Annotated in this window: 13 protein-coding genes; 7 read left to right on the forward strand and 6 right to left on the reverse strand. The window is 73.7% G+C overall.

Annotated elements, in window-relative coordinates:
• Positions 1–37: 37 nt before the first annotated feature.
• Positions 38–412 carry a sterol carrier family protein gene (locus V3C34_RS03735; protein ID WP_068327049.1) on the forward strand — a complete coding sequence of 125 codons (375 nt, stop codon included), beginning with the start codon at positions 38–40 and terminating at the stop codon, positions 410–412.
• Here the strand turns inward: V3C34_RS03735 and V3C34_RS03740 are convergent.
• A complete protein-coding gene (locus V3C34_RS03740) occupies positions 409–1,488 on the reverse strand; it encodes a Gfo/Idh/MocA family oxidoreductase (protein ID WP_346008117.1) in 1,080 nt (359 codons plus the stop codon). The two genes, V3C34_RS03735 and V3C34_RS03740, sit on opposite strands and share 4 nt — an antisense overlap.
• 22 nt (positions 1,489–1,510) lie before the next feature.
• On the opposite strand from V3C34_RS03740, the gene V3C34_RS03745 reads away from it, so the two are divergent.
• The 4 genes from V3C34_RS03745 to V3C34_RS03760 are packed head-to-tail and all read left to right on the forward strand — an operon-like array spanning position 1,511 to position 5,024.
• Positions 1,511–1,744 carry a hypothetical protein gene (locus V3C34_RS03745; protein ID WP_068327046.1) on the forward strand — a complete coding sequence of 78 codons (234 nt, stop codon included), beginning with the start codon at positions 1,511–1,513 and terminating at the stop codon, positions 1,742–1,744.
• A 33-nt stretch (positions 1,745–1,777) separates the two neighbouring features.
• On the forward strand, positions 1,778–3,304 hold the full coding sequence (purF, locus tag V3C34_RS03750) for an amidophosphoribosyltransferase (protein ID WP_338538938.1): 1,527 nt from the start codon (positions 1,778–1,780) through the stop codon (positions 3,302–3,304).
• Positions 3,301–4,422: a phosphoribosylformylglycinamidine cyclo-ligase gene (purM, locus tag V3C34_RS03755; protein WP_346008118.1), complete on the forward strand. Its 1,122-nt coding sequence runs from the start codon at positions 3,301–3,303 to the stop codon at positions 4,420–4,422. The genes purF and purM overlap by 4 nt, the downstream gene beginning before the upstream one ends.
• A 5-nt stretch (positions 4,423–4,427) precedes the next feature.
• Positions 4,428–5,024, forward strand: coding sequence for a response regulator transcription factor (locus V3C34_RS03760; protein ID WP_082807658.1), 597 nt, complete (start codon positions 4,428–4,430; stop codon positions 5,022–5,024).
• 7 nt (positions 5,025–5,031) lie between these two features.
• Here V3C34_RS03760 and V3C34_RS03765 read toward each other — a convergent pair whose 3' ends face one another.
• Positions 5,032–5,232, reverse strand: coding sequence for a DUF3073 domain-containing protein (locus V3C34_RS03765; protein ID WP_068327034.1), 201 nt, complete (start codon positions 5,230–5,232; stop codon positions 5,032–5,034).
• Between the two features lie 200 nt (positions 5,233–5,432).
• Between V3C34_RS03765 and V3C34_RS03770 the strand changes: the two genes are divergently transcribed.
• Positions 5,433–6,578 (forward strand): glycosyltransferase, encoded by a 1,146-nt coding sequence (locus tag V3C34_RS03770; RefSeq protein WP_346008119.1) that lies wholly within the window; start codon positions 5,433–5,435, stop codon positions 6,576–6,578.
• A gap of 107 nt (positions 6,579–6,685) precedes the next feature.
• Here V3C34_RS03770 and V3C34_RS03775 read toward each other — a convergent pair whose 3' ends face one another.
• Genes V3C34_RS03775 through V3C34_RS03785 form a run of 3 tightly spaced genes read right to left on the reverse strand, consistent with a single transcriptional unit; the run spans position 6,686 to position 10,606 of the window.
• On the reverse strand, positions 6,686–8,455 hold the full coding sequence (locus V3C34_RS03775) for an ATP-binding cassette domain-containing protein (protein ID WP_346008120.1): 1,770 nt from the start codon (positions 8,453–8,455) through the stop codon (positions 6,686–6,688).
• Positions 8,448–9,353 (reverse strand): ABC transporter permease, encoded by a 906-nt coding sequence (locus V3C34_RS03780; protein ID WP_346008121.1) that lies wholly within the window; start codon positions 9,351–9,353, stop codon positions 8,448–8,450. The genes V3C34_RS03775 and V3C34_RS03780 overlap by 8 nt, the downstream gene beginning before the upstream one ends.
• Positions 9,350–10,606, reverse strand: coding sequence for a nucleotide sugar dehydrogenase (locus V3C34_RS03785; RefSeq protein WP_068424954.1), 1,257 nt, complete (start codon positions 10,604–10,606; stop codon positions 9,350–9,352). The genes V3C34_RS03780 and V3C34_RS03785 overlap by 4 nt, the downstream gene beginning before the upstream one ends.
• Before the next feature lie 121 nt (positions 10,607–10,727).
• Here V3C34_RS03785 and V3C34_RS03790 point away from each other — a divergent pair, with 121 nt between their 5' ends.
• On the forward strand, positions 10,728–12,164 hold the full coding sequence (locus tag V3C34_RS03790) for a hypothetical protein (protein WP_346008122.1): 1,437 nt from the start codon (positions 10,728–10,730) through the stop codon (positions 12,162–12,164).
• Here V3C34_RS03790 and V3C34_RS03795 read toward each other — a convergent pair.
• Complete coding sequence (locus tag V3C34_RS03795) at positions 12,146–12,694, reverse strand: hypothetical protein (RefSeq protein ID WP_346008123.1); 549 nt, start codon at positions 12,692–12,694, stop codon at positions 12,146–12,148. The genes V3C34_RS03790 and V3C34_RS03795 overlap by 19 nt on opposite strands.
• Positions 12,695–12,721: the final 27 nt, after the last annotated feature.

Genomic DNA, 12,721 nt, shown 5'->3' on the forward strand with positions numbered 1-12,721 from the left:
TGATCGGTGAACGGTTCGACGGTGGGAGGATGGCCCCGTGCCGGCACGACGACGCATCCCCGTGGACGAAGGGTGGTCCGCCCTGCGCGCGTGGACCACGAGCGAGGACCGGGACGCGGTCGCTCGCCCGACGATCGCGACGGCCGTGCGGCACACCGTCGCCGAACTCGCGGACGCCGCCCCCGGCCGCAGCGTCGAGGTGCGGGTCCCCCCCTTCGCTGCCGCGCAGTGCGTCGAGGGACCGGTCCACACCCGCGGCACCCCGCCCGCCGTCGTCGAGACCGACGCCCGGACGTGGCTCGAGCTGGCCACCGGCGAGCTCGCCTGGGCCGACGGCGTGGCCTCCGGCCGCGTGCGGGTCAGCGGGCAGCGCACGGACCTGTCCGCGCACCTCCCGCTCGCCCGACCCTAGGGACGAAGGGAGCGGAGCAGCTCCTCGGCCACCTCGAGGATCCGCACGCTCTCGTCGAGCGGCATGAACGGGGACTCGGTCTCGCCCGCGGTGACCCGCAGCGCCACCTCGGTGGCCTCGTGGCGCAGACCCCGGTGCTTCTCGACGGGGTCGCCCGCCATCTCGTCGAGGACGACGCCGTCGGCGCCGACGAGCCGTATCGTCGTCGGCGTGTAGAACTGCGTGTCGAGCTCGAGCCGGGCCCGCGTGCCGTTCACCGAGGCGGTCGTCGGGGACGAGACGGACATGTCGGTCGCGAGCGAGGCGACCGCGCCCGTCGGTCCCTGCGTCACGAAGGCCAGGCGCCGGTCGACGCCACGGTCGGTGAGCGACCCGAGACCGGCCGCCGCGGTGAGCCCACCGAGCGCCAGCGAGGCGAAGGACAGTGGGTAGATGCCGAGGTCGAGCATCGCGCCACCGGCGAGGTCCGGGCTGGCGAGCCGCTCCGGGCCGTCCGGCCACAGCGGGATCGAGTGGTCCGCGAGGACCGTGCTCACCTCGCCCAGCAACCCCGCGTCGAGGACCTGGCGGAGGACGTCGATGTGGGGGAGGAAGCGGGTCCACATCGCCTCCATGCAGAAGATGCCGGCGGACCGGGCGGCCGCGACGATCTGCCGGGCCTCGGCCGCGGTGGGAGCCATCGGTTTCTCGACGAGGACGTGCTTGCCGGCCCCGATCGCGAGCAGCGCGTGCTCGAGGTGCTCGCTGTGCGGGCTCGCGACGTACACGACGTCGACCTGCGGGTCGGTGACGAGCGCGGCGTAGTCGCCGTGGGCCCGTGCGCCGGGCGCGTGCTCGGCGACGAAGGCCTGCGCGCGCCCGAGGTCGCGCGAGCCGACCGCGACGACCTCCTGCGAGGTGCCGCGGAGGGCGTCGGCGAGCTGGGCGGCGATCCACCCGGCACCGAGCAGACCCCACCGCAGACCGGGTGCCGAGGCCGGGTCCGGGGTCCGCGGCGCGGGCAGCGTCATGCCGGGCAGCGTCATGCCGGGCAGCGTCATGCCGGGCACGTCGGCAGGGGGGCGCTCGGTGCTCATGCGACCAACCTACGATGGAGGGGTGAAACCGAACCGCCCCCGCAGCCACCCGAAGCCCCTGCCCTTCGTCGCCACGGGCGCGGTCATCGGCTTCATCGTCTTCGGGCTCGTCTCCTGGTTCGGCCCCAACCGCAACGAGGGCTTCGACATCACCTACGACCCGGGCGCCACCCTCGGGTACATGAGCGTCCTCGGACTGTGCGTCGGCGGACTCGTCGGTGCCGTCGTCGCGGCGCTCCTCACGTACCGCAGGTAGGGGTCGACCGCGTCCTGTGGGACACTGGGCCCCGTGCCACGCGGAGACGGAAAGCTGTCCCATGACCTCCTCCCAGGTGAGAAGGGACCCCAGGACGCCTGCGGTGTCTTCGGCGTCTGGGCCCCGGGCGAGGACGTCGCCAAGCTGACCTACTACGGGCTGTACGCGCTGCAGCACCGTGGCCAGGAGTCCGCGGGCATCGCGACCTCCAACGGCCACCAGATCCTCGTCTACAAGGACATGGGCCTGGTGTCCCAGGTCTTCGACGAGCGGAGCCTGTCCACCCTTCGCGGCCACATGGCCGTCGGGCACTGCCGCTACTCCACGACCGGCGGGTCCACGTGGGAGAACGCGCAGCCGACGCTCGGCGGTCACGAGACCGGCACCGTCGCGCTCGCCCACAACGGCAACCTCGTCAACTCCGCCGAGCTGCGCGAGCTCGTCGAGAGCTACGGCGAGGAGATCCCCGGCGACGACGGCCGGATCCGCCGGATCACCGACGGCGAGCTGCGTCGCGGCAACACCTCCGACACGGCGCTCGTCACCGCGCTGCTCGCCCACGACGAGGACAGCAGCCTCGAGGAGGCGGCCATGGCGCTGCTCCCCAAGCTGCAGGGCGCCTTCTGCTTCGTCTTCATGAACGAGGACACCCTCTACGCCGCGCGCGACCCGCAGGGCCTGCGCCCGCTCGTCATCGGCCGGCTCGAGCGCGGCTGGGTCGTCGCCTCCGAGACCGCGGCCCTCGACATCGTCGGCGCCTCCTTCGTCCGCGAGATCGAGCCCGGCGAGCTCGTCGCGATCGACGAGGACGGCCTGCGCACCCGCCAGTTCGCGCAGCCGCGGCGCAAGGGCTGCGTCTTCGAGTACGTCTACCTCGCCCGTCCGGACACGACGATCAACGGCCGCACGGTCCACGAGGCCCGCGTCGAGATGGGCCGCGCCCTCGCCCGCGAGCACCCCGTGGAGGCCGACCTCGTCATCCCGACGCCGGAGTCCGGCACACCGGCGGCGATCGGCTACGCCCAGGAGTCCGGCGTCCCCTTCGGGCAGGGCCTGGTGAAGAACGCCTACGTCGGCCGCACCTTCATCCAGCCCAGCCAGACGATCCGCCAGCTCGGGATCCGGCTGAAGCTCAACCCGCTCAAGCACGTCATCAAGGGCAAGCGCCTCATCGTCGTCGACGACTCGATCGTCCGCGGCAACACCCAGCGCGCCCTCGTGCGCATGCTGCGCGAGGCCGGCGCGGCAGAGGTGCACGTGCGCATCTCCTCGCCGCCGATCAAGTGGCCCTGCTTCTTCGGCATCGACTTCGCGACCCGCGCCGAGCTCATCGCGACCGGGCTCGGCGTGGACGAGATCCGCACCTCGCTCGGCGCCGACTCCCTCGGCTACATCAGCGAGGAGGGCATGATCGCCGCGACCGAGCAGCCCGAGCACGAGCTCTGCACGGCCTGCTTCTCCGGCACCTACCCGATGGAGCTGCCGAGCGAGGACCGCCTCGGCAAGTCCCTGCTCGAGCTCGAGTTCACCCCCACCGAGGAAGCGGTACGACGCCCGTGACGACGCCGGACAAGACCCCGATCACCTACGCAGACGCCGGCGTCGACGTCGAGGCCGGTGACCGGGCCGTCGACCTGATGAAGGAGTCGGTCCGGCGCGCCACCCGGCCCGAGGTCCTCGGCGGGCTCGGCGGCTTCGCCGGCATGTTCGACGCGAGCGCCCTGCGGGGCATGCGACGGCCGGTGCTCGCGACCTCCACCGACGGCGTCGGCACCAAGGTCGCGATCGCCCAGGCCATGGACCGTCACGACACGATCGGCCAGGACCTCGTCGGCATGGTCGTCGACGACATCGTCGTCTGCGGCGCCGAGCCGCTCTTCATGACCGACTACATCGCGACGGGCAAGGTCGTCCCCGAGCGCATCGCGGCGATCGTCGCGGGCATCGCGAAGGGGTGCGAGCTCGCGGGTGTCGCGCTCGTCGGCGGCGAGACCGCGGAGCACCCCGGCCTGCTGGACCCGGACGAGTACGACGTGGCCGGTGCCGCCACCGGCGTCGTCGAGCACGACGAGGTCCTCGGGCCGGACCGCGTCGCCCCCGGCGACGTCGTCCTCGCGCTCGCCTCCTCGGGCCTGCACTCCAACGGCTACTCGCTCGTGCGGCAGGTCATCGCCTCGGCCGGCTGGGCGCTCGACCGCCACGTCGACGAGCTCGGCCGCGCCCTCGGCGACGAGCTCCTCGAGCCGACCCGCATCTACACCCGGGCGCTGCTCAACCTCGTCCGCGCGGAGGACGTCGACGTCCACGCGCTCAGCCACGTCACGGGCGGCGGCCTGGCCGCCAACCTCGCGCGGGTGCTGCCCGAGGGCACGATCGCCCGGGTCGACCGCGCGACGTGGACCCCGCCCGCGATCTTCTCGCTCGTCGGCGAGCTCGGCTCCGTGCCGCGCGCGGACCTCGAGCGCACGCTCAACATGGGCATCGGTTTCGTCGCGGCGCTGCCGCAGGCCTCCGTCGACACCGCCATCGCCCGCTCGCGGGCCGCCGGCATCGACGCCTGGGTCCTCGGTGAGGTCTCCGACGCCGCGACGACCCGCCCCGTGGCCGGCGTCGAGGTCGTCCAGGGCGCCAAGGGCGTGCACGGCGGGGCCGTGCAGGTCGTCGGGGAGCACGCCTGACCCCCGTGCGGGTGCTGGTGGCGGACGCCGAGGAGCAGCGTCGCCAGGCCCTCGTCGACGTCCTGGCCGCCGAGCCGGACCTGGAGGTGCTGACGCCCGCGGCCACGGTCGCCGAGATCGCCTCGACCCCGGAGCCGGCCGTCGTGCTGCTCGTGGGCGGCCTGCGGTTCTCCGGGCCCGTCGAGGCGCTCGGTCAGGTCCGTCACGACGACGCGCCGGCGTGGGTCGTCCTCACCGAGGACACCGACGAGCTGGCGGCGATCATCGCCGCGGGCGCCGACGGGTGCCTCGCGGAGTCGAGCACGCCGGTGCAGATCGGTGCCGCCGTGCGCGCGGCCGCCAACGGCGACCAGGCGTCGCTGGACCAGCCGGTGACCGGGCCCCTCGTGCAGCGGGTGCGCCGGGAGCGGCCACCGCTGACCGAGCGTGAGATCGAGGTGCTGCAGCTGGTGGAGGCCGGGCTGGGCAACCAGGAGATCGCCGCCCGGCTCTACCTCAGCCTGTCGAGCGTGAAGTCACACCTGTCGCACACGTACGGTCGTCTCGGGGTCCGGCGCCGTGAGGCAGCCGTCGCCGAAGCGCGTCGTCAGGGACTGATCTGACGGAGCGTCACCGCTCCGCCGAGGACCAGGGGTCGTGCTCGTAGTCCTCGTCGGTGTCCTGGGTGTCGTTGCGCGTCGCGCGACGAACCGGGTTGTCCGACTGACCGTGAAGTTCCGCCTCAAGCGCTCGCAGATCAGTGTCCGGCGAGTAGTACTTCAACTCGCGGGCCACCTTGGTCTGCTTCGCCTTCGCTCGGCCGCGCCCCATGGCGTGACCCCCTCATACGCTAGTGCGGGTCGGCACTGATCTTCCCGCCATCCCCAGGGGACGGCGGATCTACCAGAGCGGACCCGGATCTGTGTGGTTTCTCGTGAGTCCAACCGTACATGGTCCGAGTCTGTTCCGTACCATCGGTGCGAGGCGCGACCCGTAGGATCTGCCCGGACCGGCAGACGAAGGGAGCCCAGGTGGCAGCGGACGAGGTGGGGACCCCCCTTCGCGCCCTCGTGGTGACCGTCGTGCACCACCCGCAGGACTCCCGGATCCGGCACCGCGAGATCTCCGCGCTGCTCGCGGCGGGTTGGCAGGTGACCTATCTCGCTCCCTTCGTCGCCCACGAGCTCGAGGTCCCGGCGCCTGCCGGAGGGCTGGAGTGCCACGACCTGCCCCGCGCCGCCGGCCGTGACCGCCTGACCGCCGCCCGGGCCGCCCGCGCGGCCGTCCGCCGGCTCGGCCCGGAGCACGACGTGGTGGTCGTCCACGACCCCGAGCTGCTCCCCGCGACCGCCGGTCTGGGGCTGGAGCACCTGGTCTGGGACGTCCACGAGGACCCGGCCGGCGCGCTGGCGGTCAAGGAGTGGATGCCCGGTCCGCTGCGCCGCCCGGTCGCCGGGGCCTGGCGCCTCGCCGAGCGGCTCGTGGAGCGCCGGCACCCGCTGCTGCTCGCCGAGCACGCGTACGCCGACCGGTTCCGGGGCGAGCACGCCGTCGTGCCCAATGCCGTCGTCGTGCCCGAGGAGGTCCCGCCCGCCGGGGGCGCCCGGCTCGTGCACGTCGGCAACCTCACGCTCGCCCGAGGCAGCGAGGTCATGGCCGAGGTGGCCCGTCTGGCCCACGCCGGGTCCGACGGTGCGATCACGCTGGAGGTCGTCGGTCCGGCCCGGGACGAGGGCTCGCGGACGGCGATGGAGGCCGCAGCTGCCGAGGGGGTGCTCGTGTGGCACGGCTTCCAGCCCGCGGAGCGGGCGATGGCGATGATCGACGGTGCGCTCGCCGGGCTGTCCCTGCTGCGCGACCTGCCGAACTACCGCGGTTCGATGCCGACCAAGGTCGTCGAGTACCTGGCCCACGGCGTGCCCGCCATCACGACCCCGCTGCCGCTCGCCCGCGAGGTCGTCGAGGAGGCGGACGCGGGGGTGGTCGTGCCCTTCGACGACGCGCGCGCCGCCGCCGACGCCGCGCTGCGGCTCTGGCGCGACCCGTCCGGAGCGGCCGCGATGGGCGCCCGCGGCCGCGCGCTCGTGCGCGAGCGCTACGACTGGGCGAAGGGGGGCGCCGCCTTCGTCGACGCCCTCACGCAGATCGCCGCGGCCCGCTCGCCGCGCCGCGCCTGACCCCCCTTCGCCCGACCGCTCGTCCGCATTGCCCTAGGGGAATGCAGCCTCTCGCCGCCAGGACTCCGCATTGCCCTAGGGGAATGCAGAGTCCTGGCGCGCGAACCCTAGGACGAGGTGGGGGTGCCGGGGTCGCCGGCCGCCACGATCCGGCCCAGCCCGCCACGCAGGCGCGGGGGCAGGGCGTCGACGGTCCCGACGAGCGTGATCTCGCGGGGGGCGAGGCGCACGAGGGCCTTGCGGACCTGCGCGGGCAGGCGCTCGCTGCGGGTGAGCAGGAGCGGCGCGCCGGTGTGCCCCGAGGCGGCGATGGCGGTGAGCATCTCGACGCCCGTGGAGTGGACCGTGATCATCACGTCGCCGCCGGGCTCCACGGCGTCGTGCAGGGCGGCCGAGATGGCCATCGGGCCGCCATCAGGACCGAACTCGATCTCCGCCCCGGTCGCCGCGCGCAGCGCCTCGACGGTCTCGGTCTCCCAGTCCTCCTCGTCGCCCGCGAGCAGCAGCCGCTGCGGGCCGAGGTCGGCCAGCGCGGCGCGCAGCTCCTCGGGCAGGGTCTCGGACTCGCAGACGACGACCGCCCGGCCGTGGGCGGCCGCGACCTGCGAGATGACCGGCGCGCGGCCGGCGCTCGAGCCCAGCGTGACGTGGACGGTGTCGGTGTCGGCCGGGGGGAAGAGCTGGAGCAGGCGCGCGGAGACCACGGCCGCGTCATCGCTGTCGACGTGCTCGACCGGGCCGCCGGTGATCTCCTCGAGCGTCGCCCGGGTGTCGGGGTGGACGTGCTCGTCACCACCGACGACGACGACCCGCTCGGCGGCGAGCCGCTCCAGCTCCTCGCGCGCGGAGCCGGGCACGGAGCCGGGCCGCACCCACAGCAGTGGCCAGCCGAGGCGCGCGGCGATCGGCGCGACGGCGCGGGCCATGGCGGCACGCTGGACGCTGACGACGAAGACGCCCTCGACACCAGGGTCCCAGGTGCCGCGCACGGTGGCGGCCGTGACCTCGAACCGGTTGCTGCCGCCGAAGCGCCGCGTGCCCGCGACCTCGGGGTCGGGGACGGACGCGGTCTTGCGCTGCACGCGCTTGGGCAGGGTCGCCTCGTACTGCGGCAGGACCTCGTCGGTCGGGCCGTCCGCGATGAGCCGGCCCTGCTCCATCCACAGCACCCGGTCGCAGATCTGGCGGATGTTGCCGTTGGAGTGCGAGACGAGGAAGACGGTGCCGGCCTGCTCGCGGATCTGGGCGATGCGCTCGGCGCTCTTCTGCCGGAAGGCCCCGTCGCCGGTGGCCAGGGCCTCGTCGATCATCAGCACGTCGGGGGCGGCCGCGGTCGAGATCGCGAAGCGCAGCCGCGCGCCCATGCCGGAGGAGTACGTGCTCATCGGCAGGTAGACGGCGTCGCCGATCCCGGAGAACTCGACGATCTCGTCGAAACGCTCGGCGATCTCGTCCTTGCTCAGCCCGAGGGCCTGGGCGCCGATGTAGATGTTGCGCTCGCCGCTCAGCTTGCTCATGAGGACGGCGTTGACGCCCAGGAGGGAGGGCTCGCCGGCCACCCACAGCCGCCCGGCGGAAGGGGGGATGAGCCCCGCCACGGCGCGCAGCAGCGTCGACTTGCCCGAGCCGTTGCGGCCGATGATGCCGATGGACTCGCCGTGGTGCGCGACGAAGCTGACGTCCTTGACGGCATGCACCTCGCGCGTGCGCGGCATCCGCTCGGCGCCCACCATCGAGCGGAGCGAGCGCGCGCGGCCCTGCCCGGAGGGGGTGCCGCGGCGCCCGCCGCCGAAGACCTGGTACTTGACGTCGAGGTGGCTCACGACGACCGTCGGGGTGCCGATCTCGGGGCCCGTGCCCGGTGCGTGCTCAGCCACGGCCGTACTTCGCCTCGTCGCGCCAGAAGATGACCAGGCCCACGCAGGCGAGCCCGATGCCCCAGGCGGCCATCGCGAGCCAGTCGGTGAGGACGACGCCGTGCTCGGCGTCGGTGAGCAGGGCCTGGCGGCCGATCGTCAGCATGAGCGAGAAGGGCTGGTAGACGAGCAGGTCGTGCCAGACCGTCGGGAGGTTCTGCGCGTAGTGCTCGACCGGGAAGAAGACGCCCGAGACGTAGCGCAGGAGCCGCACCGTGACGGGGATGAGGTTGCCGATGTCGCGCGAGGCGTTGACCAGCCGGGCGCCGATGAAGGCGATGCCGAGCAGCGCGAGCCCCTGGAGCGCGAGCGCGACGGGGAAGAGCAGCCACTCCCAGTCGGGCGTCTCCCCGGTGACGAACATCAGGACGAAGAGCAGGAGGAAGGCCGGCAGCGCCGCGAGGAGCTCGGTGAGGGTCACCGAGATCGGCAGGATCGCGCGGGGGAAGTGCAGCGCGCGCACCAGCGAGAGGTTGCCGGTGATCGCCTTGACGCCGCGCGTGATGACCGACGAGGTGAACATGAACATCACCACGCCGATGGCGAGGAAGGCGATGAAGTTCTCGACGCCACCCTGGGTGTTGAGCAGCAGCCCGAAGATGACGAAGTAGCTGCCGATGAGCATCGCCGGGTTCAGCACGGCCCAGAGCTGCCCGAGGTGGTTGTCCTCGTTCCTGGCGTACGACTCGGCGGACGACAGGGTCCACACGAAGGACCGCCGGCGCCACAGGTCCCCGAGGTACCGGCGGAGGGGCGGACGCTCGGAGAGCGTCCGCAGCCCGTGCCGGGCCGCGAGCTCCGCGGCCTCCTCGCTGCTGAGTGCCGGGGGGAGGGGGGCCCGCTCGGGGGCCTCCGTCACAGGCGCTCGACCTTGTCGCTGTCCTGGGCGACGCCGCGCGTGTCGAAGAAGCGCTGCGCCGTGCCGGCGAGCGCCTCCACGTCGAAGGTCTTGTGGTTCTGGACGAGGACGGTCAGGTCCGCGGCGGCCACGGCGGCGTCGAGGTCCTCGACGCGCTCGGCCTCGGGCACGGCTCGCCAGTCGGCGACCTTGGCGTCGAAGTACTGGACCGTCGCCCCCTTCGCGATGAGCTGCTGGGCCAGCGGGACGGCCGGCGACTCACGCTGGTCGGCGATGTCGGGCTTGTACGTCACGCCGAGCAGGAGCACCGTCGAGCCCCGCAGCGGCTTGGCGTCCTCGTTGAGGATGTTCTGCGCGCGCTGGACGATGTACGCCGGCATCGTCGAGTTGATCTCCTGGGCGAGCTCGACGAAGCGGAAGGGGTAGCCCAGCTTCGCGCGGACGTTGTAGGAGAGGTAGTTGGGGTCGATCGGGATGCAGTGCCCGCCGACGCCGGGGCCGGGGTAGAAGGCCTGGAAGCCGAAGGGCTTGGTCTTGGCCGCCGCGATGACGTCCCACAGGTCGATGTCGAGGTCGTGGCAGAAGCGCGCCATCTCGTTGACCAGGGCGATGTTGATGTGGCGGTAGGTGTTCTCCAGCAGCTTGGCCGTCTCGGCCTCGCGGGTGCCCTTGGCCCGCACGACGGTGTCGACGAACTGGCCGTAGAAGGCCGCGGCCGCGTCACCGCAGGCGGGGGTGTGGCCGCCGACGACCTTGGGGGTGTTCTTGGCACCGAACTTCTCGTTGCCCGGGTCGATCCGCTCCGGCGAGAAGGCGAGGTGGAAGTCCTGGCCCGCGACGAGGCCCTTGGCCTCGAGGACCGGGCGGACGACCTCGTCGGTCGTGCCGGGGTAGGTCGTCGACTCGAGGATGACCGTCTGGCCGGCGTGCAGGTGCTCGGCGATCGTCGCGACGGCCGAGTTGATCGGGCCGAGGTCCGGGCCGCCGTCCTCGGAGAGGGGGGTCGGCACGCAGATGACGATCGTCGTGACCTCGTCGAGGCGACCGGCGTCGGTCGTGGCCTCGAAGCCCGCGTCGAGCATCGCGCGGATGTCGTCGTCCGACAGGTCGTCGACGTGCGACCTCCCGGAGTTCAGCGCGTCGACGACGCCCTGGTTGATGTCGAAACCGAGGACCTTGACCCCGACCTTGGAGGCTTCCTGGGCCAAGGGCAGTCCGACATAGCCCTGGCCGATGATCGCGACGTCCGCCACTGTGCATCCTTCTCGGTAGTCGTGCCCCGGAGGGCATGGGTAGCCACCGGGCGTCCGGTGGCTGGCGCGATCATACCGGCCGCCCCTGCGGGGTCGCAGGGCACGCGCCTACAGTGGCGCCATGCCAGGCGCGCCCGGAACCCCCCTTCCCGTCGTCCTCGCCACGAGCAACGGCGTCGGCATGGGGCACCTGACCCGGCAGCTCACGGTCGCGCTCAGCGCGCCGGACACCCTCGATCCCGTCCTCATGTCGCTCTCGGGCGCGCTGCCGACCGTCCGCACGGCCGTCGCCGAGGGGCGCCTGCCGGAGCTGCACGGCGTGCGCACCGAGTACTGCCCGTCACGCAAGAGCGGATGGCTGCCGAAGGGGGGACCTGCCCGGCGGTTGCGCGAGGTCCACCCCGCGTACAACTGGGAGCCGTACTTCGCCGACCGGGTCCGCGCTCTCGTCGCCGAGACCGGTGCCCGGCTCGTGCTCTTCGACGGCGTCGTCCCGTACGCCGGCCTGCGGTCCGCCCGCGAGCGGCTCGCGTCGACCCCCTTCGTCTGGATGCGCCGGGGTATGTGGCGCCCGGGCGCGGGCGAGAAGTTCCTCGAGCACGCCGCCCTCTTCGACCTCGTCGTCGAGCCGGGCGACTTCGCGCAGGCCGCGGACCGCGGCCCGACGGCCGGCCGCGGCGACGCGACCCGGGTCGCCCCGATCTCCATCGGCGAGGTGATCACGCTCCAGGACCGTGTGGAGGCCCGGCGGGCGCTCGGCCTGGACCCGGACCGGCCCGCGCTCCTGCTCACCCCCGGCACCGGGGCGCTCGAGGACGTCGGGTCCCCGGTGCGCGTGGCCCTGGAGACGCTGCGCCGCTCCGCGCCCGACTGGCAGGTCGCGGTGACCAGCCCCGCCCTCGCCCGGCACGGGATCGCCGGCGACGACGTCGTGCTCCTCACCGACGCCTACCCGCTCGCGCGCTCGCTCGCGGCCTTCGACGCGGCGGTGAGCGCGGCCGGCTACAACTCGGTCCACGAGCTGCTCGGTGCCGCGGTCCCGACCGTGCTCGTGCCGGGCCAGGCCCTGGGCACCGACGACCAGCCCGGTCGCGCCGCGGAGCTCGCCTCGGCCGGCGCCTGCCTCGCCGTCGCCCCGGACGACCCGGACGCGATGCGGACCGCGGTCGCCCGGGTCGTCGACCCGTCCGCCGCGGACGACCTGCGCGCCGCCTGCCGGGACCTGCCGCGCGCCACGGGCGGCGCCGAGACCGCCGAGCTCCTCGTCGAGCTCGCCGCGGGCGCTCCCGTCCCGGCGAGCCTGACGGAGGGCGGGCCGTGGGGACCTCCGGCGTGGCGCCGCGCGCTGCCCGACCCGCGCACCCCCGTCGAGATCGTCTCCGAGGGCGGTGCCGACGATGCGGTGCGAAGGGGGGCCCGCCCCCTTCGCGTCACGCAGGACCTGCCGGCGCACCGGGTCGGCGAGGACCCGCTCGAGCACCTCGTCGAGGGGTCCTCGGACGAGTACCGCCGGGTGCGGATGGACGTCGCGCGCTGGATCTACCGGTCCGGGCGTTGACGGCGGCGGGCGACCTCTCGGCGCGCCCGGCCCACCCGACGGCGGGCCAGCCGCAGCAGCGCCACCGGTGCCGAGTGCTCGCGGGCGACGCGGCGCGACCACGCCTCGTCGTCGACCGCACCGATGCCGACGACGGCGCCGTCGACCCAGGTGCGCCAACGTCCGGCCGCCGGGTCCTCGACGGGGGTCGGGCCGTCGACGTGGAGCAGGTCGGCCGCCTCCGCGATGCGCCGGTCCAGGCCCGGCGCGTCGGCGACGAGGTCGGCGGCACCGACACCGTGCCGCAGTGCGGTCGCGAGCAGCTCGCTGCGGGCGAGGTAGCAGGGGCCGGCCGCGCTGTGGACGCGCACGAGCCGGCGGTGCGGACGGTGCAGGTGGCGCACGAGGCGCTCGACCGCACCGTCGACGAAGACGGTGCCTTCCCGGTGCACGAGCACGAGCTCGGACGAGGCGACGGCCGCGGCGAGGGCCTCGGGGGCGCCCGGCGCGTCGGCGTCGACGCGGACGGGCGCGGCGTGTCCGGCAGGCATGGCCTCACCCTACGGGCGGGCGCGGTG

Source organism: Janibacter terrae (genome assembly GCF_039636765.1).
In the GTDB taxonomy this organism is placed as follows: domain Bacteria; phylum Actinomycetota; class Actinomycetes; order Actinomycetales; family Dermatophilaceae; genus Janibacter; species Janibacter terrae.

What these genes read in the sequence shown, in the direction of transcription:
- V3C34_RS03765 (WP_068327034.1), bottom strand. Translation starts at nt 5,232, where the DNA reads ATGGGGCGCGGCCGAGCGAAGGCGAAGCAGACCAAGGTGGCCCGCGAG.
- V3C34_RS03795 (WP_346008123.1), bottom strand. Translation starts at nt 12,694, where the DNA reads ATGCCTGCCGGACACGCCGCGCCCGTCCGCGTCGACGCCGACGCGCCG.
- V3C34_RS03740 (WP_346008117.1), bottom strand. Translation starts at nt 1,488, where the DNA reads ATGAGCACCGAGCGCCCCCCTGCCGACGTGCCCGGCATGACGCTGCCC.
- V3C34_RS03790 (WP_346008122.1), top strand. Translation starts at nt 10,728, where the DNA reads ATGCCAGGCGCGCCCGGAACCCCCCTTCCCGTCGTCCTCGCCACGAGC.